Annotated in this window: 18 protein-coding genes; 6 read left to right on the forward strand and 12 right to left on the reverse strand. The window is 38.1% G+C overall.

Annotated features, from left to right (window positions below; genetic code table 11):
- Positions 1 to 107: 107 nt before the first annotated feature.
- Positions 108 to 1,916 carry a DNA ligase D gene (locus BK585_RS13970; RefSeq protein WP_078554120.1) on the forward strand — a complete coding sequence of 603 codons (1,809 nt, stop codon included), beginning with the start codon at positions 108 to 110 and terminating at the stop codon, positions 1,914 to 1,916.
- Positions 1,917 to 2,296: 380 nt separating this feature from the next.
- Here the strand turns inward: BK585_RS13970 and BK585_RS13975 are convergent, their stop codons facing one another.
- The 10 genes from BK585_RS13975 to uvsE all read right to left on the reverse strand — a co-directional run bounded on the left by BK585_RS13975 (position 2,297) and on the right by uvsE (position 12,508).
- Positions 2,297 to 3,655, reverse strand: a complete 1,359-nt coding sequence (locus BK585_RS13975) for a hypothetical protein (protein WP_078554121.1) — start codon at positions 3,653 to 3,655, stop codon at positions 2,297 to 2,299.
- 92 nt (positions 3,656 to 3,747) lie between these two features.
- Positions 3,748 to 4,434: an ABC transporter ATP-binding protein gene (locus tag BK585_RS13980; protein ID WP_170885592.1), complete on the reverse strand. Its 687-nt coding sequence runs from the start codon at positions 4,432 to 4,434 to the stop codon at positions 3,748 to 3,750.
- Entirely contained in the window at positions 4,428 to 5,690 is a 1,263-nt protein-coding gene (locus tag BK585_RS13985) for an ABC transporter permease (protein WP_078554123.1), read from the reverse strand. The genes BK585_RS13980 and BK585_RS13985 overlap by 7 nt, the downstream gene beginning before the upstream one ends.
- A 1-nt stretch (position 5,691) precedes the next feature.
- A complete protein-coding gene (locus BK585_RS13990; RefSeq protein ID WP_078554124.1) occupies positions 5,692 to 6,954 on the reverse strand; it encodes an ABC transporter permease in 1,263 nt (420 codons plus the stop codon).
- Positions 6,955 to 7,883: 929 nt separating this feature from the next.
- On the reverse strand, positions 7,884 to 8,810 hold the full coding sequence (locus tag BK585_RS13995; protein WP_078554125.1) for a manganese-dependent inorganic pyrophosphatase: 927 nt from the start codon (positions 8,808 to 8,810) through the stop codon (positions 7,884 to 7,886).
- Between the two features lie 408 nt (positions 8,811 to 9,218).
- Positions 9,219 to 9,671: a VOC family protein gene (locus BK585_RS14000; RefSeq protein WP_078554126.1), complete on the reverse strand. Its 453-nt coding sequence runs from the start codon at positions 9,669 to 9,671 to the stop codon at positions 9,219 to 9,221.
- Positions 9,672 to 9,868: 197 nt separating this feature from the next.
- Positions 9,869 to 10,768 carry a manganese catalase family protein gene (locus BK585_RS14005; protein WP_078554127.1) on the reverse strand — a complete coding sequence of 300 codons (900 nt, stop codon included), beginning with the start codon at positions 10,766 to 10,768 and terminating at the stop codon, positions 9,869 to 9,871.
- Positions 10,769 to 10,783: 15 nt separating this feature from the next.
- Entirely contained in the window at positions 10,784 to 10,978 is a 195-nt protein-coding gene (locus tag BK585_RS14010; protein WP_078556828.1) for a YuzF family protein, read from the reverse strand.
- 152 nt (positions 10,979 to 11,130) lie between these two features.
- The gene (locus BK585_RS14015) at positions 11,131 to 11,565 is read right to left on the reverse strand and encodes a hypothetical protein (RefSeq protein ID WP_078554129.1); all 435 of its coding nucleotides are present in this window, start codon (positions 11,563 to 11,565) and stop codon (positions 11,131 to 11,133) included.
- A 61-nt stretch (positions 11,566 to 11,626) separates the two neighbouring features.
- Entirely contained in the window at positions 11,627 to 12,508 is an 882-nt protein-coding gene (gene uvsE / locus BK585_RS14020; RefSeq protein ID WP_078554130.1) for a UV DNA damage repair endonuclease UvsE, read from the reverse strand.
- Positions 12,509 to 12,600: 92 nt separating this feature from the next.
- On the opposite strand from uvsE, the gene BK585_RS14025 reads away from it, so the two are divergent.
- The 3 genes from BK585_RS14025 (at position 12,601) to BK585_RS14035 (ending at position 15,741) form a co-directional block, all read left to right on the forward strand.
- Positions 12,601 to 12,840, forward strand: a complete 240-nt coding sequence (locus tag BK585_RS14025; protein ID WP_078554132.1) for a DNA alkylation repair protein — start codon at positions 12,601 to 12,603, stop codon at positions 12,838 to 12,840.
- A gap of 141 nt (positions 12,841 to 12,981) precedes the next feature.
- Positions 12,982 to 14,214, forward strand: a complete 1,233-nt coding sequence (locus BK585_RS14030) for an aminopeptidase (protein ID WP_078554133.1) — start codon at positions 12,982 to 12,984, stop codon at positions 14,212 to 14,214.
- Between the two features lie 336 nt (positions 14,215 to 14,550).
- A complete protein-coding gene (locus BK585_RS14035) occupies positions 14,551 to 15,741 on the forward strand; it encodes a YncE family protein (protein ID WP_078554135.1) in 1,191 nt (396 codons plus the stop codon).
- A gap of 73 nt (positions 15,742 to 15,814) precedes the next feature.
- Here the strand turns inward: BK585_RS14035 and BK585_RS24070 are convergent, their stop codons facing one another.
- Entirely contained in the window at positions 15,815 to 15,988 is a 174-nt protein-coding gene (locus BK585_RS24070) for a hypothetical protein (protein ID WP_170885593.1), read from the reverse strand.
- A 259-nt stretch (positions 15,989 to 16,247) separates the two neighbouring features.
- Here BK585_RS24070 and BK585_RS14040 point away from each other — a divergent pair, with 259 nt between their 5' ends.
- A complete protein-coding gene (locus tag BK585_RS14040; RefSeq protein ID WP_078554136.1) occupies positions 16,248 to 16,448 on the forward strand; it encodes a cold-shock protein in 201 nt (66 codons plus the stop codon).
- A 73-nt stretch (positions 16,449 to 16,521) separates the two neighbouring features.
- Here the strand turns inward: BK585_RS14040 and BK585_RS14045 are convergent, their stop codons facing one another.
- The gene (locus BK585_RS14045) at positions 16,522 to 17,421 is read right to left on the reverse strand and encodes an aldo/keto reductase (RefSeq protein WP_078554138.1); all 900 of its coding nucleotides are present in this window, start codon (positions 17,419 to 17,421) and stop codon (positions 16,522 to 16,524) included.
- 124 nt (positions 17,422 to 17,545) lie between these two features.
- Between BK585_RS14045 and BK585_RS14050 the strand changes: the two genes are divergently transcribed.
- Entirely contained in the window at positions 17,546 to 18,097 is a 552-nt protein-coding gene (locus tag BK585_RS14050; protein WP_078554140.1) for a hypothetical protein, read from the forward strand.
- Positions 18,098 to 18,134 lie beyond the last annotated feature (37 nt).

Consider the following 18,134-nt stretch of genomic DNA (forward strand, 5'->3'; position numbering starts at 1 on the left):
ACTCTTCTCTTTTCCTTAGTATTTCAATGCATCCCATTTATTTATGTATGACTTTAATTTTTTTTCCAACACTAATGGTAAAAGAGACATGTGGAGGTCAAACAACAATGAAGCCAATGATGCCAACCTTAACGTTTGAAACTCCGATTGGAGACGATTGGCGCTATGAAGTAAAATATGATGGCTTCCGCTGCAAACTGAAGTGGGACAAAGACAACATTGAGTTATTGAGCAAATATAACAATTCCTTAACCGAGCAGTTCCCAGAAATTATTTCTTATTGTAAAAAACTCACAAGAACAGTCGAACAACTCCTCCCTCTTACGCTAGACGGTGAATTAGTTGTCTTGGAGAATGAATATAAAGGTGATTTTGAATCGATACAAGTAAGAGGCCGCTTGCGTACTGAAGCTTCTATCCTCGAAAAAAGCAAAACCATCCCAGCCACTTTTATGGCTTTTGATGTTCTCCAAGTGAGTGGAAAAGACGTAACCGGTCAACTCTTTGACAAAAGGAAAGAAAAACTCTCAGATATCGTCACCAATGTCATTGGCGGTGATAAAATCAAACTCATTCAAGCCTCAAGTCTTCTTGAAGACGTTTGGAATAAAGTTACCGTTCATCTCGGGGAAGGCATGATTGCGAAGCATAAAAACAGCAAATGGGAAATGGGAAAACGAACGAAAACATGGTACAAAATTAAAAACTGGCGAATTGTCTCAGCATTTATTACAGCTTATCAAAAAGACAATGGCTTTTTTCATGTCGCTGTCTGGAAAGGTGATACTCTTCTTCCAGTCGGCCTGTTTAAAAACGGTTTGCAAGACCAAGAGCGAAATGCGTTAATTGAAATTATCCGCTCGAACCATACAAAGGAAACGACTGATTTTATCTATGTAGAACCTAGCATCGTCGTCGAGATTAAGTGTTTAGAATTATACCGTGGCCAATTACGAGAGCCTTATTTCCATCAGTTTCGCTTTGATGTCAATGCTGAGGATTGTACAGAGGAAAAGCTCGCACAAAGCTTGGAACCATTGCCTGCTTCGGTTCAGATTACAAATCCCGAGAAAATACTCTGGCAGGAAAAAGGAATTGACAAGCTCACATTTGTACAATATTTACGAACAATGGCCCCTTACCTAATGCCGTTTTTGCAAGACCGAACGTTAACAGTTGTGAGATTTCCAAATGGGGTTCACAACGAAGCTTTTTTTCAAAAAAACTGCCCAGACTATGCCCCAGATTTTGTTCGTACCAGAATGGAAGGTGACATTAATTATATTGTCTGCAATGAACTCGAAACTCTTATCTGGCTCGGAAACCAAGCGTCTGTGGAGTTTCATATTCCATTTGAAACCATTCATGCCCATAAGCCGAGCGAAATCGTTTTTGATTTAGATCCCCCATCAAGGAATGAATTTTCTTTAGCTGTAGAAGCCGCTATGTTAATTAAGGAAGTTGCCGACGGCTTACAGCTTCAAGCTTTTTGTAAAACATCCGGGAATAAAGGAATTCAAGTGTATTTCCCGCTCCCTGAAAACACCTATTCCTATGAGGATACTCGTGCGTTTACCGCCTTTATTGCTGAGTATCTTATTTCAAAGGAACCGAATTGGTTTACGATTGAACGCTTAAAAAAGAACCGCGGTAAGAAACTGTATGTGGACTATGTCCAGCACGGCGAACGAAAAACGATTATTGCCCCATATTCAGCGCGCGGGAATGAAGATGGGTTAGTATCGACTCCTTTATTTTGGGAAGAAGTAAATGAATCATTATCAATTGAAGACTTTTCGATTATAAATGTTCCCGCACGAGTAAGAGAAAAAGGAGACCCGTTTGCCGGATTATGGGAAGCGAAAAAAGAACAGCCCTATGGTCCCGTGTTGGAGTTTTTGAAAGGTAAGAAATAATAAAAAAAGCGACAAAGTCGCCCTTTTTTATAAGCAAGGAGCGTAGCCACTGCATTTTTTAAAAGTGTTTTACAAGTGCCTTTCTTGTGAAACACGCGCAGTGTGCGAAGCCCTTGCTCTTCCCTGAATCATCCTGCAGGGCATCTTTGAACAACTGCAATTTCAAAACTTTCTTATTCTTCGAAAAGAGGATGGGTCAAAAGGTTAACAACCTTTTGTCCCATCCTCTAAGCAATGAGCGAAACCGCTACTATCTTTTAAAGCAAGTTGTGAGTGGGTTTCTCACAACTTGCTGAAGTGAGTGGGTTTCTCACAACGGGATTTGTGGCGAGTGAACCCATTTCAGACGTTCTAGCTTGAAATGTCCCGGCTTCATTACTTTAAAATTCAATGTTATGTTGTTTAAACCAGTCAATTCTTGCTTTTTCATCATACAATAACATTTCTAAAAACTCTTCGTCGTATAACAAGTCAAACAAGTCATCGTCTAAGAAAAATAAATCTTCAATATCAGAACGATTAAACCACTCTTGTTCAGCTAATTCATATTGTAACTCATCTAATCTTGTAAGCTCGAAATCATAGTCAAACTCAAAATCTTCAAAGTCATAGTCTTCAAAATCATAATCTTCAAAGTCAAAGTCCTCAAATTCATAATCAAAATCTTCATAATAACCGACATTATTCATGTAAATCAATTCAAATAATTCAATAATGCTTATTATTTCATATGAAGGTGGTTTTTCAAGAGAGAATTCTTGTTCTCCATTAAAATTAGATGAACTTTCTGACCCTGTGATTGAGATTGTGATTTCACCACCAAGATCCTGGTCAGTAAATTTCCCAACGATACTAAAAAATTGGCGAGAAATAAAGCCATCTTTCGTTAATTCTAGAGAAAATTCGCCTTTGCTTAGTTCCAAGAAGTCTTTTACATCTCTAAGTCCTCGAGCAATAAAATCAAACTCATCATTTTCAACTTCTTTCAGTAAGTCTTCCATCTCATCCAAACTTAAATCAAACAGTTCGGAGTATTTGGGATTGGTAATCAATACAAATAACTCTGGCAGAGAATTAGTAATAAAGTTATCTAGGAATTGATAAAATTTCTCTCCACTCACATCTACTGTAACGACTCTTCCCTCTTCTTTCGTGACAGAGAAAAACGACTCATCGATATCATTCACTAGTATGTTAGAAGCTTCGTTAATAAACTCATTCATTATCTCTTGTTCTTCTGAATTTAATGGATTCACGACGCCCATGTACTCTTCGCCACTTAATTCAGCAAGTTCTTTAAAATCTAACTCGACAAATTGACCGGCAACTTCCCCCGGCACTAACCCAGGTATGTTTGGAACCCTTACCCACATTTTCTCAGCTTCAATCATAACAGGGATTTCAACTGTCGTTCTTGCGTCTCCAAAATTAATTTCGGCTTCAATGATGATTTCGGCTTTTTCGATATCCTCTTGAACGACACCTTTATAACTAAGCTTTAAATCCTTAAGAATATCTAAAAAATCTTTTGTGTCTTGGTCTAAAGGATACCCTTTATAATCTAAAGATACCGTATAACTCCCTTCAAACGATCTGCTCTCAATTTCTAGGTTCTTGTTAATCGCATCCAGAATTAGCTGTTTTGGATCCTGATTTGTACTTACAAAATTACTACAAGCAACTAGAAATGAAAGCAAAATAACAAAAAATACAAATATCATATGTTTTCTAACTTTCATTTTTCTAACTCCTCCCCTTTAATCTAAAATACTACCAAACTACAATACCATATTCTGATAGAATTTTACACAGAAATTCCAAATATCTTACATTAGTTTATTCCTTGTAATAAAGTAATTTCTTGCTTTGCCTCTTTCACAGACCCATTAAAGACAAGTTTTCCCTCTTCCAACATTGCAATTCGATCCGAAAGATAAAGAAGTTCTTCAACATCATGACTCGTATAAATGATTGATGTTCCATTTTTAGAAAGGTCTTTTAAAAATGGAAGCAGTTCTTGCTTTGAAAATAAGTCCATTCCAACTGTTGGTTCATCCATAAGTAAAATACTCGGCTCGTGCATGAGGGCGACTGCAATGTTTACACGACGTTTATATCCACCTGATAAGCGTTCAATTCTTTCATTCTGAACATTTTTTAAATGCAGCAATTGCACCATGTCTTTTATCCTTTTGTGTTTATCTTTTATTTGCAACATACTTGCCCAGAAAGATAAGTTATCAAAAACGGTTAAAGTTGGATAAAGCGCAATTTCTTGAGGAACATAGCCTATTTTTTTTCGAATTTCGTTGACGTGATTCCGGACAGATAACCCATCGACTGTAATATCACCACTTTCTAACGGCATTGTTGTACTTAGTAATGATAGTAATGTTGTTTTCCCAGCTCCATTTGGACCGATTAAGCCTAGTACCTCACCTTCAGCTAATTGTAAATTTATGTGATGAAGCACTGTCCTATCACGAATTTTTTTAGTTATGTTTTCCACTTTTAGCATAATTGTTTTCGCCACCTTCCTAAACTTAGACATGCAAACAAAAGGATACAACCAATAAAGATGACAGATGGTAAAGCTATACTTTTTTCATATAAATGCCCTACATCCCAGCCATATAAAAGCCAGCCTTGTGGAGTTAGCATTGAAAGCCACTTTACCCATGGCATCCACTCCGTTATATGGATTAAACTTCCTCCTACTAAGCTAGTAAACAAAACAATACTAGTACCTATTATGTGCAATTGACTAGCGTTTTTCACTGTTACGGCGATATATAGACTAAGTGTAAATGTAGCTAACATATAAAAAATAAATAAACATACAAGCTGCCACGATAATGGGACAACAAAATCATAGCTCCAAAAAATGATAAGCAAGGACAAGATTCCTTGGCTAGTAACAAATACAAACGAAGGGACCGAATGACCGATCACATAAGCGAGCGGGGGAACTGACATACTCCCTAGTCTTTTTTGGACTCCGTTAAGTTTCTCTTCAACTAACCACTGTTGAACAAATACAAACATGAAGAATATTAAAGTAGAAAGATAACCAAACAGAATTTGCAAATCATACTCGACGAGAGAGAACGTCATTTCCTCTTGCTGGCTTCTATTTTCTCTCATATGAACTAGTCGATTCGGCTCCTGATAGTCAATGCTCATTAACGGTTCTGGTTCCCAATATGAATCGCTATGACTCCATGCTTCCTCCCATATCCTTGTCATAAAAATATCTTCATGAAACCGTTGTTGGTCGTCAAATGATAACAGGTCAAGCTCATAATATTTTTCAGAAACATAGTGAGCGGCCTTTACATTACTTGATAAGCGTAGGATTTCACTTGAAATCACCTCAGAGATAAGTCCTTGTGTGATTGATGATGGAGAATACAACATTTCAACGGTTTCTTTTCTTTGCTCTTCCAGTAAGCTAGACATAAATCCTTGCCTAAAAATAATTACAGCCTCAACACGATTTGTTTGAATGAATCGCTCTGCTTGTTCGTGACTGATGACTTCTACGGATGTAATCGGATGTTCATGGACTCTTTTGACTATCAATCTCGAATAGTCGCTATCATCTTCATCAACAATAGCAAGTGGAATTCCATCGTTTTGTGTAACACTTTGGGTCAGACTAATGAGTAACAGCATAAGTAACGGTAATAGCAATACTAAGAATAGTACCTCAAACGGTCTCTTTATCCACCATTTACACCTTAACCAAACACAAGACCAAAACATGTTCGCCATTCTACAATTCCCTTCTTTGCTTATGAATTACAGTGGTAACAGTTAGTAAAAAAAACGTAAACAAAAATAAGACAAAAACACTAATCCAAAATACTGGTTGTTCTTGACTAAAAAACGAGAGGAACGCACCCTGACTTAGCCAATGACTCAAAGAAAGAACGTGTATCTTTTCTACCCATAACGGCAAATAAGCAAGCGGAATAATCGTACCACCTATTAGTGGCAACATAAGAATGAGGAAAAAACTAATCACATTGACAGTCACCATATTTTTAAAACACATCGAGATCGAAATAAATAGGGCACTTATCGTTAAAATGGACACAACGCTATAAATCATAACCAACGGTATACTTCCGGTAAAATAATCCTTAAACAACCATCCTACACTGCCGTAATACAGAAAATAAGGCAAGCAAATAAAAAGAGATAATGACATCCAACGCGTAAAAACAATATGAATGCTACCGACTCCCAGGGAAAGCAGTCTTCTTTCGAGTAATAGACTATCGGATGTCCCTATGCGCACTCCTAATAATCCAATAAAAAACAAAAACACAAAACCTAAATTCGTTACAAAGTACTGGTCAATACTTACCTCACCGTAAGGCGAAATACTCCGTTTTTCCCAAATCTCTTGGCGACCTAACGAATGTAATGTAAAGCTAACGATGGATTCCTGGAAAATACGTTGTAATTGTTCGGAGTCAACTTGTGCGTCTTGCATATAAAAATAAACCGTATTAATGCCACTTTGAGAAGCATTCACCATATTAATCCCACTTTGCATTAAGTGGTTAATCACCTTCGATTGAAGAGGTCGTTGATGGTTTCCAAGTACAGTAATAGGCGTATTAATTCCTCTTGCCAAATCACGACTAAACCCTTCAGGAACAATAATGACTGCGGCTACTTCATTATGTAAAAGCATATCCCTTGCGGCTTGCTCTTTAACTTGAGACAGTTCGATGACCCTTTTTACATCTTCATTATTCATAAAATGTCTTAGAATCATTTTTGTTTCGTTTGAATTATCATGATTTACTAACGCGATATCAATCTTTTCAAAATTTCCCTCTTCCACAAAAAACGGAGCAAGCAAATAGCCTAGTATTATCAATAAAAGAAGTGGCCCACAAATTAAAAAGGCTACAACTTTCTTATCAGCTACCATATTCTTCATTTCAAACGTTAACCAGATAAGACTCTTCATTGTCTGTGTTATTTCACTCCTCCTGATTACATACCATAATTTGTATAACATGGAAAACTCCTAATCTATCATACCATTTTAACTTTACAATAGAAATGGAGAAGAAAGCTGAGTGTATAAAAAATACTATGCAATGAATCAACCTGTTTTCCCCGGGCGTTCATCCCGCTGATGAACGACTTTTTCTCTGACTTCCGCTCTTCTTTGGGCGTTCATCGTGCCAATGAACGACCTTTTCTCTCTCTTCCCCTCTTCTTTGGTCGTTCATCCCGCTGATGAACGACCTTTTCTCTGACTTCCACTCTTCTTTGGGCTTTCATCCCGCTGATGAACGACCTTTTCTCTCTCTTCCCCTCTTCTTTGGGCGTTCATCCCGCTGATGAACGACTTTTTCTCTGACTTCCACTCTTCTTTGGGCTTTCATCCCGCCAATGAACGACCTTTTCTCTCTCTTCCCCTCTTCTTTGGGCGTTCATCCCGCTGATGAACGACCTTTTCTCTGACTTCCACTCTTCTTTGGGCGTTCATCCCGCTGATGAACGACTTTTTTTCTGACTTCCGCTCTTCTTTGGGCGTTCATCTCGCTGATGAACGACCTTTTCTCTCTCTTCCCCTCTTCTTTGGGCGTTCATCCCGCTGATGAACGACTTTTTCTCTGACTTCCGCTCTTCTTTGGGCGTTCATCCCGCTGATGAACGACTTTTTCTCTGACTTCCGCTCTTCTTTGGGCGTTCATCTCGCTGTTGAACGACTTATACACTGACTCTCGCTCGTCACCGGGCGTTCATCTCGCTGTTGAACGACTTATACACTGACTCTCGCTCGTCACCGGGCGTTCATGCCATGAGCATGAAGAAAAGCACTAGCAAACCGCCAGTGCTTTTAACATCTTCTAAACTTTCATCGCAAAGTACGCGATGGGGCAACCGCACAAAACGCGATTGCTTCTAAACTTTCATCGCAAAGTACGCGATGAAAGTTTATTCAAATCCGTTTGTTAATTGTGGGACTACTTGTTTTTTACGTGAGACAACACCTTTTAATAGGGCTGTATTATTGTCTAGAGTTACATTGAATCCTTTTTCAACTGCAGCTGTTGCTGTTCCTAGTGCTAGGATTGTTGAATCGTTGTTCAAGATATCCGTAACAACCAATACGAAAAGGTCTAACTCTTTTTTCGCAATTACATCTTGGATGGCTGCTTCTAGTTCGCTTTGACGAGCAAATACATCGCTCACTTCAACCGTATTTACTTGAGCAATTTCAACCTTACTTGAACCCATTGAGAATTCTTTCGCATCAAGTGAAAGCAATTGTTCAATTGTTTTGTCACTTAAGTCTGCTCCTGCTTTAAGCATATCAAGTCCATATTTTTCAGCATCTACACCAGCGATTTCAGCTAATTCTTTAGCAGCATCAACATCTTGTTGCGTGCAAGTAGGTGATTTGAAAAGTAATGAATCCGAGATAATTGCTGATAGCATTAATCCGGCAATCTCTTTTTCAATTTGTACGCCATTTTCTTTGTACATTTTGTTTAAAATGGTTGCAGTACAACCAACAGGCTCTACACGGAAATATAGAGGGTCTCTTGTTTCGAAGTTAGCCACTCTGTGATGGTCGATTACTTCAGTAATTTGAACATCAGCAATATCTGATACACTTTGTTGACGCTCGTTATGGTCAACTAGGATAACTTGAGAAGCTTCGTTTGCTACTGTTTCCACAAAGCGAGGAGCTTCCTTTTTAAAATAATCTAACGCAAATTGAGTTTCCCCGTTCACTTCACCTAAGCGAACCGGTTCAACGTTCTCACCAATTTTTGTTTTTAAATCTGCATAGGCAATCGCCGAGCAAATCGTATCTGTGTCAGGACTTTTATGTCCAAAAATAAGTACTTTTTCCATACTCCCACTCCTATGTGCTTAAATTTCACTGATTATTATACCATTTTCCCACTTAGTATGTGCAAGAACAAATAGAAAAAAGTCGCTGTGAACACGTAACGTCATTCCATGTACACGCTCTTTGAACAAAATAATCAAGTCCCACGTTTATCTTCAACCTTCCTAGATGCAAGACACAATAAGAAAAACCGCTAGCGGTCTTTTCTTAATTGCGATGCGCGAAGCCACTGCCCTCTCTTGAAAAGTATATTAATAAGTGTACTTCTTATTAATATACGAACAGTGAGCGAAGCCATCGCCCTGCCTGATTTAGCTTAAACGACATCTATGAGCATATAAATTTTTTATACTTTGTAAAAAAAGCATTCCTTCTTTACGAAGAAATGCCCTAACGACTCCCTTTTCTATCTACTTATCATTTTCTAAAAGCTCAAAAATAACTTTTAAATCTTGTAATGTATCCATATATGCATATCTACCACCTGTGTACTCCCCTTTTTGAATGAGAGACATGCCACTAGATTCCATTATTTGTACTTTTTCTTTTAATCCTTCTACTACAAAGGCAATGTGTTGAACACCTTCACCATGTTCTTCTAAAAATTCTCTCCATGTACTTTGGTGCTCATCGGGTTGGATCAATTCTAATTGAAGGGCACCCATATCAAAGAAGGCAAGTTTTGCTCGGGCAGGAGTAGATTTACCTCGGTATTCGGTTTCGGCTTTTTCAACAGCATCTGTCCAAAAGGACTCTGGCTTTTCAATTCCAAAAAAATCAGCATACGCTTGGGAAGTTTTCTCAATATCATGAACAATAATTCCTATTTGTGTAATTACATTCGTTCCAAGTACGTTTTTCACAGTAACATCAGCTCCTAGTATAGTAAATGCAAAACCGATAGATAAAGCGCTTACATTTTACTATACACAAGCGCATTTTAAGGGTCAATATTTAACAACTATACTCTAAGTTTTAATCTGTTAGGATATGTTCTCTACAATGTGGCTAACCAAAAAAGACCAAATCCTAATCACGATTTGGTCTTTTGATATAAAATTTACATTCCTGCATTCCATTTTAATCGTTTTGCAATCTCCATAAAGTCTTCATGGGACACTCCTGGGGCAAATTCTTCAGGAACTTCTTCAAAATCCGGAACAGGAGCAGTTCCCTCTGGTGTACCGATTACAACTTCTACGGGACTACCATCTTCAGGATGAAGCCCTTTCCATATTTGACCGATATCCTGGTAATCGGTTGGACTCCAAGTATATAACTTCCGATGTATTCCTTGTTCTTCAAATTTTCTTGCATGCTCAAACGCCGAATTATCAAGGCTTGGGATAGGAATCATTTTTGTAACATCCGCACCAGTCATAACCTCTAGTGCTTTTGCATAAGCTACAACATGGACACCACCACGGACGAGCAAGTATCCGATCATTTCTCGGGCAACTGGATTATCTGTCATCTCGTACACTCTCATTTTATGAGTTCTTGCTCCACACTCGAGAAAGAAATTATGCAACAAATCTAACAAGAGATTTCCACTATTAAATACATTATCCCCTGTCCATGGCCGGCCATGTGAATCACCTGGTAACGCTGTCTGTGCAGTATCAATGAAATGATAGTGACTACGCTTATCTTTTGCATTTTGCATTGGCGTAATATCCGGGTCACCTGGGAAAGTCGTTCCAGTAATCATTAAATTTATCGTATTCGCAACCAATTCCACATGACCAAACTCTTCGGCTGTAATACTTGCGATTAAATCGTAAAACGGTTTGAATTTTTTCTTATTACGAAAGTTAAACGATTGAAACATATAGTTGTTAAGGGTCGACATTTCACCAAACTTACCACCCAACAATTCTTGGACAGCTGAAGCTGCATTGGCATCGGGATTTTTAGGTCTTGGTAAATCAATAAGTAAACGGTCTAATCGAACTATCAATGGATGTACCCCCTTCTAGTATGGCATAACCCAAGTAATGTGCTGAATTCTGATAAAAAAATTAGCGCCATGGGACTCTACCACAACATGGTCTGGTTTTACATCGCATATATTTCCCCTAACATTCCCTTGTGGGGTTTGGACGACAACGTGTCTTCCTGCTAGTGTCTGTAAGGTTTGGTATACATATGGGTCAACTAATGACACCATTTGTGGTCCTTGCTGATGGCCTACTCGCTCTTGCTCTTGGTTGCTCACTGTATAATCCCCCCTAAATATAGCATTCTTTAAAACCTATGAGGGATTTTGGCTCCTCATGACAAAAAAAGTTCAGAGTGCTGCTCCGAACTTTTTATGACTAGTTATGGAGTTTCAGTTCCTTTTTTAAAGCTAGTCACTATAAAGTAACCAAGAAATATTCCTCCAACTAAATAGGCAGAATTAGATACGAGTAACATGTAAAGGGGGCTTGGAAGAGAGAGTAAATCAAATTCCAAAAACAATGTATGGGAAAACGTTAACATAATAATAGGGACTCCTACTAGCAAGAGTCTTACACGTCTTATCTTCCATTTCCCTTCTTCCTTTTTTTCCTGATACCAATGCTCTCCCGCTAACAATGTCCCTAACAAAATCGTCATTAAGGGAAGGATAAACAAAGAAGGCCATACTCTAAACGTCATAGACTGATAAGCGAGAATTGAGTCTCTAACCCAAAAATACAAAAAGACAACAACCACCAAAATGAAAGAAAATAAAGCATATCCACATACTTTTTTTACTTCTATTTTCCGCATAAAAAAACCTCCTCTTTCTATATCCTAGAGAAGATTTTTTTAGGTTATGCAAAAAAACAGTCTATTTATCCTGCCATTCCTCCCGCAAACGAAGCAGGGCTTGGTCTTTTTTCTTCGCTTCAAGCATGATGTCTACGTCATGGTCTCCAAGTAACTGTAAGAAATCCAAAAAATCTTCGAGGAAAATAAAATCGTGATGTGCCGTATCCGTTTTATGCTCTCTGCCCGAACTAATATGCATCTTTGGCTTTCCAATGGTAGCCCATGTTGTCATAACTTCTTTAATGTAATCTGCTGTTTCTTTTTCTAAGCTTTGGTTACAACGATGATGATGAATATCAAAACAAATTGGGATTCCGATTTTTTTAGAAATGTCTAATACATCTTGAACGTTAAATACTTTATCATCATTTTCAAGCCTTAATTTATCTTTGACAGAATTAGACAACAGCATATACTGTTGGCAAAATCGTTCTTTTGCTTTTTCTTTGTCTCCATAGGCCCCGCCGACATGCAGGATCATATCGGTTCCACCTACTACATCTAACAATTTCGCATGATATTCGAGGTCGCGTATTGCATTCGCAACCACTTCTTCACGTGGTGAATTGATGACTGTATATTGTCCTGGGTGAACCGTTAGTCTCATGTTCTTATCACTAGCAAAATCTTTTATCTTTGAGGTGACTTCTAACACTTCATCATCCATCCACCATTCCCATTCTAGGATAGGATGACTACCAAACGGAACAATGTCACTGCTGACCCGAAAAAAATAAATGTCATTGGCTGCGTTCCATTTTACGATGTCAAGAACTTGCGTAAAATTACTTAACGTCAGTTCTTTTATTTTAGGAAGTCCTTCTTTTTCATAGGTAGCCAAGCGGCATGTTTTCATTTTTGAAGGCAATGCTACATTCATACACGCATATCCAAGTCTCATCGTTTTCCCCCGTATTATTTCTTTATTTTTTCAGTCCTATGATGAGTAATCAAAGTATACATGAGAAATACTACTAATGGAGGTGTATACTTATGGCTCATCCATACTTATGTCCAAATTGTAAAACAAACCGTTCACGCTTTAACATTATTGAACAACATGCTACATCGGTAAAACTCCACCCACAAACTGGAGATGTCGTGCAACAATTCACCAGTGAAGATTTGGATCCTTTTCATGTTCCGTACCGGGGACCCGAGCGCCGCATTCAATGTGGAAGCTGTGGACTGATTGAAGAAGAGCAAATGTTTATTAAACGTGCTGCACAATAAGTGTAACAAATTTTATAAGAAAGTAAGAACTAGGGCGATTCAAAAGTGAAAACTTTTTTTGTCGTCCTCTTTTATTTTTAAAGTAACAAAAAAACTGGTAAAATATTCTTTAGATTCAAATACATAAGTAAGGGTGATGAAATGAGTAATCTTCAAGCAAACCTAGAAAAGTATGCAGAGCTTGCCGTTAAAGTGGGCATTAACATTCAAGAAAAACAAACCCTTGTTATCAATGCGCCTCTCACAGCCATCGATTTTGTCAGACTCGTTGCGAAAAAAGCATATGAGGCTGGAGCGATGAACGTTCATGTAGAGTGGAATGATGAACAACTTACACTGATGAAATATAAAGAAGCACCTGATGAAGCATTTCATGACTTCCCTGAATGGAAAGCAAAAGGCTATGAAGAAATGGCTGAAAAAGGAGCTAGTTTCCTAAGTATTGTTGCCAATAATCCGGATTTATTAAAAGGAGTTGACCCTGAAAGAATTTCCAACGCCAATAAAGCGAGTGGAAAAGCAATGGATACGTTCCGCTCTTATATCCAATCAGATAAAGTGTCATGGTGTGTAATCGCTGCTTCCTCCCCAGGTTGGGCTCAAAAAGTATTTCCTGATGTGTCTGAAGAGGAAGCGGTTGAAAAACTGTGGAACGCAATTTTTGCAGCGACTCGTGTAACGGAAGAAGACCCTGTCTCTGCTTGGAAACAACATACTACCAACCTTGAAGATAAGGTCGCTTTCTTAAATGAAAAGAAATATAAAAAATTACATTACACTGCCCAAGGCACAGACCTAACGATTGAACTTCCTGAAAAACATTTATGGGCTGGAGCTGGCAGTAACAATGAAAAGGATGTGTATTTCATTGCGAATATGCCGACTGAGGAAGTGTTTACTGCTCCTCAAAAAGACGGTGTAAACGGAAAGGTGTCTAGTACGAAGCCGTTAAACTTCGGTGGCACTTTAATTACGAACTTTTCATTGACGTTTGAAAACGGAAAAATTGTTGATTTTGAGGCCGAGGAAGGCTACGAAACGTTAAAGCGACTTATTGAGACTGACGAAGGCTCACAGTTTTTAGGAGAAGTCGCGTTAGTTCCTCACGACTCACCAATTTCGAATTCTAATATTATTTTTTACAACACTCTATTTGACGAAAATGCCTCTAATCACCTTGCAATTGGCAGTGCCTATGCCTTTAATCTTGAAGGTGGCAAAACGATGTCAAAAGAAGAGTTAGCTAAACATGGATTAAATACGAGCATTACTCACGTTGATTTTATGATTGGCTCTGCTGACATGAACATTGACGGAATTACTGCAGATGGAAAAAGCGAACCGCTCTTCCGCAACGGAAACTGGGCGTTTTAGTAAGCTTAAAACGGCTCATCCGTTTTGATTATGTGAAATGAGCGGAACTACTGCCCTCTTAAAAAACACTCCAAGTTTGTGAAGCTATTGAATGTTTTCGTACGAACAAACCTGCTCGGATATATCCAGCAGGTTTTATTTATTGTTTTTTTTGAGCAAAGAGCATCACTTCCACCGTCTATAAATGCTCTCAATTTTTTTGTACCTATACAAAGGAACCATAATACTCCTAAATTAGTTATTGTACCCAAAAAGAAAGTTTGATATACTTTACAACGTTAATTCATATTATTCATATATGAATTAACTATTATCGTATTTTCATAGGGGGTAATCATGAAAGGGAGTAAATTACTTATTAGTTTGTCTATCGCTATGTTACTTATGTTACTAGCTGCATGTGGAAATGAGCCAACAGTCTCAGAAGAAACTCCACAAGAGGAAGTGCAAGAAGAAGTCGCTGTAGAAAACGAAGGCGAGGCTGAAGAAGAGACTGAACCAGTAGCTGAGGACACAGAATTAGGTTTTGAAGTGTGGGTAGCAGACCAAGGCTCGAACGAAATCCATATCATTGATGGAGAAACTCAAGAAATCATTGAAACCATCGATTTCAACGATGTTGGTGACAAACCACATATGCTTGTTTTTGATGAGCATGGTGAATATGCCTATGTCGCAAACATGGGTTCAGGTAGCGTTTCTGTCATTCGTGCAGAAGATCGTGAAGTCCTGACTACACTTGAAACTGGAGAAGGTGCTCATGCAGCCATTCCTAGTCCTGATGGCGAACGTGTATTAGTTGCTAATGTACCTGCTCAAACCGTGACTGAAATCGTCATTGATAAAGAAAATGAAGAGTTTTCCGTAAATAGAGAAATAGCACTTGACCAAGTGGATGCACTTCTAGATGAAGAAGAATTTCCGAATCAAAGACCGATCTGCTTAGCGTATACTGCTGATGGTGGTAAAGCTTATGTAACACTTGGTGGTGGTGGTTTAGTGGTTATTGATGTTGAAAGCATGGAAGTTATTCAATCGTTTGGAAAATCACAAGTAGGAGCTCACGGGTGTGGTACGATTTTATCACCTGATGGGAAGCATATGTTTGCAAATTCAGGTTCAACTGAACTTGCTGAATACTATGTCTTTGATACAGAAACAGATGAATTAATTTTCACTGCTCCAACAGGTGGACTAGATGCACACGGAGTAGCATTCACACCCGATCAACAACACTTATGGATGGTAAATCGAGTCACTGATGATGCTGCGATAATTGATGTTACATCGTTAGAAATTGTTGACCGTGTCGAGTTTGTCGGAGATGCTCCAGATTTACTCGTATTCTCTCCTGACGGAAAATTTGCATTCATTACATTACGTGGCCCAGAACCAGCAACTGGTACACATGACATGTCTGGTGAAACTCCAGGTGTATCGGTAATTGATGTCGAGTCAAAAACAAAAGTCAACCTAATTGAACTTGAAAGTGACCCGCACGCAATCGACTTACGTATTCTTAAATAAGAACGATTTTCAAAAAAAAAACCATGTAGAGAGTCACTTTTAAGACACTCTGCATGGTTTTTTCATTTAATCATTATTGCTTCGTTAATTCCTCTTCAAAATAAAACGTACTTGGATTTTCTTCAATGGTATACGAATATCTTTTCATATTTGGAACATACGCATATTTCTTAATCGTTACCGTCTCATTATTCAATAGTACTTTTTCCCCAACAGCAAATTTATTTTTGTGTGCGATTTTAGACATCCTCCTTCAACTTTTCTCTATTTTTTAATCTTACCCTTTGTCAGCAAAAAAAGACACCAAAATTCACTGCTACTGAAAAAAATTAGAAACTTTACCAAGATGACTTGTGAATCAGAAATAAACATGGTATAGTTAAGATAATTATTTTTGTTCGTTTTCAAGAAAAGTTGGATTGCTTTACGTTTTCCTCTTTGCTCGTTAGAATGACAAGAATAGTAATAAAACGTGTGGTTTTTCACACAAACAGGAGGAAAACACTATGTTACAAGGTACTGTAAAATGGTTTAATGCAGAAAAAGGATTTGGATTTATCGAGCGCGAAGGTGGAGACGATGTATTCGTTCACTTCAGTGCTATTTCTGGAGACGGTTTCAAATCTTTAGACGAAGGTCAAACAGTAACGTTTGAAATCGTTCAAGGTGACCGTGGACCACAAGCTGCTAACGTACAAAAAGGTTAATAACCTCAAAACATCCCTCATCTGAGGGATGTTTTTTTATAGTTATAGTCATCCCAAAAGAAATTGTTTTTACCTAACGGTGAGCTTCATATTTTGATGGTTTCGACCACTCTTTTATGAATACAAGCTGGTTGCTAACATGATTATTCTGGATCGCCTCTACTACATCCCTAAGTTGTTCTAGCGTCCTAGCTCCTGGAATCGCCGTTGCAACAGCAGGGTGATGGGTTGCATATGCTAGGGCCAGACTAGTTATATTTTCCCCAGAGCCTTCCATCTTTTCTAACAGCACCTTAATATCCTCTTGGCTATAATCCAAATAGTTCCCTTTAACCTTTTCGCGCCACTCTTTTGTTAACATTCCTTTAGCTACAGGTCCTCTTGCAATCACACTGATGTTATTTTCATGTAATAAATCTAATATTTCTTCTTCAGGTCTGCGGTCAAGAATACTATACTGAGACATGACACTGACTATATTTGATTTTTGAACATACTGTCTAATTACATTTGGTCGAATCGAGGAAATACCATATTCGCGAATGTACCCTTCATGTTTTAATTCTTCAAAAGCTTCAATGGTATCATCGATCGGATCTTCAATCGTTCCGCCATGAAGTTGATAAAGGTCTATGTACTCTGTTTTTAATCGCTGTAAACTCGCCTTCACAGCCTTTTTTATATAAGCCTTTGAAGGGTCCCAGCTCCAACCATCCTTATTTTCATTAGGACGATTTCCTACTTTTGTGGCGAGAATAACATCTGACCTTTTTTCTTTTAATGCTTTACCGACCAAGCTTTCATTTAATCCATATTCATATAAATCTGCCGTATCAAAAAAGGTAATTCCTTTATCGATTGCTTCATGTATGATTCGAACTCCTTCTTCTTCATTAGCTGCTTGTAATGACATACATCCTAATCCAAGTTCGGATACATAAATTGAACTGTTGCCGAGTTGATTCTTTTTCATCCTAAACATCCTCCCCCCTTATTCGTCTTAAGTATTCAACAAAACACCAGTACTGTCAAACTTACTACTATTTTTGTCATGTCCATCATAAGATAATGTATAGAAAAATAGGAGGGTACGTTTGATGACATCATTGTATATTGGCTTATATGTTTTACTCACCCTATGGATGATTGCAACGTTTTATTTAAAATCTAATCAACTTTCTTTAATGGGCAGTAAGACAGTTACGATGGCCTTGAGTATGATTACAGGTTTTATGGCAGGCATTTTGCTAACTGTTATGACTACTTACACTTATTTCACAATTTCTGCAGCAAGTATAATCATCGCCTCACTTGTTGGCATAATCGTTGGTTTTCCTAAAGGAATCTTGGTCATTGTAGAAGGGATTTTGGCTGGAGTTATGAGTGGTATGATGGGCGCCATGCTTGCACATATGATCCCAACTAGCGCGCTAATTGCTACCGTTCAAATCGTTGCCGTTTTTTCGGTTGGACTACTGTTTCTTCTATTTTTGCATGTATCATACGGGTTGAATTCCTTTTATATTTTTCGAAAGCCGTTGCCGTTTTTCACTTTCGTTTGTCTTTTTTTACTACTTAATCACTATTCGCCTTTTTCCATTCAGGATTTACCGATCATTGAAGAACATCTACATGTTTGGCTAGTGTAAGACTAACGGCTTTTACAACTAAATTAATGAGTTTACT

Origin of the sequence: Bacillus alkalicellulosilyticus (genome assembly GCF_002019795.1) — a bacterium.
Lineage (GTDB): Bacteria > Bacillota > Bacilli > Bacillales > Bacillaceae_F > Bacillus_AO > Bacillus_AO alkalicellulosilyticum.

Coding starts and splice junctions, on each gene's coding strand:
- BK585_RS13975 (WP_078554121.1), bottom strand. CDS start 3,655: ATGAAAGTTAGAAAACATATGATATTTGTATTTTTTGTTATTTTGCTT.
- BK585_RS14050 (WP_078554140.1), top strand. CDS start 17,546: ATGACATCATTGTATATTGGCTTATATGTTTTACTCACCCTATGGATG.
- BK585_RS13985 (WP_078554123.1), bottom strand. CDS start 5,690: ATGGCGAACATGTTTTGGTCTTGTGTTTGGTTAAGGTGTAAATGGTGG.
- BK585_RS13995 (WP_078554125.1), bottom strand. CDS start 8,810: ATGGAAAAAGTACTTATTTTTGGACATAAAAGTCCTGACACAGATACG.
- BK585_RS14015 (WP_078554129.1), bottom strand. CDS start 11,565: ATGCGGAAAATAGAAGTAAAAAAAGTATGTGGATATGCTTTATTTTCT.
- BK585_RS14040 (WP_078554136.1), top strand. CDS start 16,248: ATGTTACAAGGTACTGTAAAATGGTTTAATGCAGAAAAAGGATTTGGA.
- BK585_RS14010 (WP_078556828.1), bottom strand. CDS start 10,978: ATGGTGTCATTAGTTGACCCATATGTATACCAAACCTTACAGACACTA.
- BK585_RS14035 (WP_078554135.1), top strand. CDS start 14,551: ATGAAAGGGAGTAAATTACTTATTAGTTTGTCTATCGCTATGTTACTT.
- BK585_RS14045 (WP_078554138.1), bottom strand. CDS start 17,421: ATGAAAAAGAATCAACTCGGCAACAGTTCAATTTATGTATCCGAACTT.
- BK585_RS14025 (WP_078554132.1), top strand. CDS start 12,601: ATGGCTCATCCATACTTATGTCCAAATTGTAAAACAAACCGTTCACGC.
- uvsE (WP_078554130.1), bottom strand. CDS start 12,508: ATGAGACTTGGATATGCGTGTATGAATGTAGCATTGCCTTCAAAAATG.
- BK585_RS13980 (WP_170885592.1), bottom strand. CDS start 4,434: ATGCTAAAAGTGGAAAACATAACTAAAAAAATTCGTGATAGGACAGTG.
- BK585_RS13990 (WP_078554124.1), bottom strand. CDS start 6,954: ATGTTATACAAATTATGGTATGTAATCAGGAGGAGTGAAATAACACAG.
- BK585_RS24070 (WP_170885593.1), bottom strand. CDS start 15,988: ATGTCTAAAATCGCACACAAAAATAAATTTGCTGTTGGGGAAAAAGTA.
- BK585_RS14030 (WP_078554133.1), top strand. CDS start 12,982: ATGAGTAATCTTCAAGCAAACCTAGAAAAGTATGCAGAGCTTGCCGTT.
- BK585_RS13970 (WP_078554120.1), top strand. CDS start 108: ATGAAGCCAATGATGCCAACCTTAACGTTTGAAACTCCGATTGGAGAC.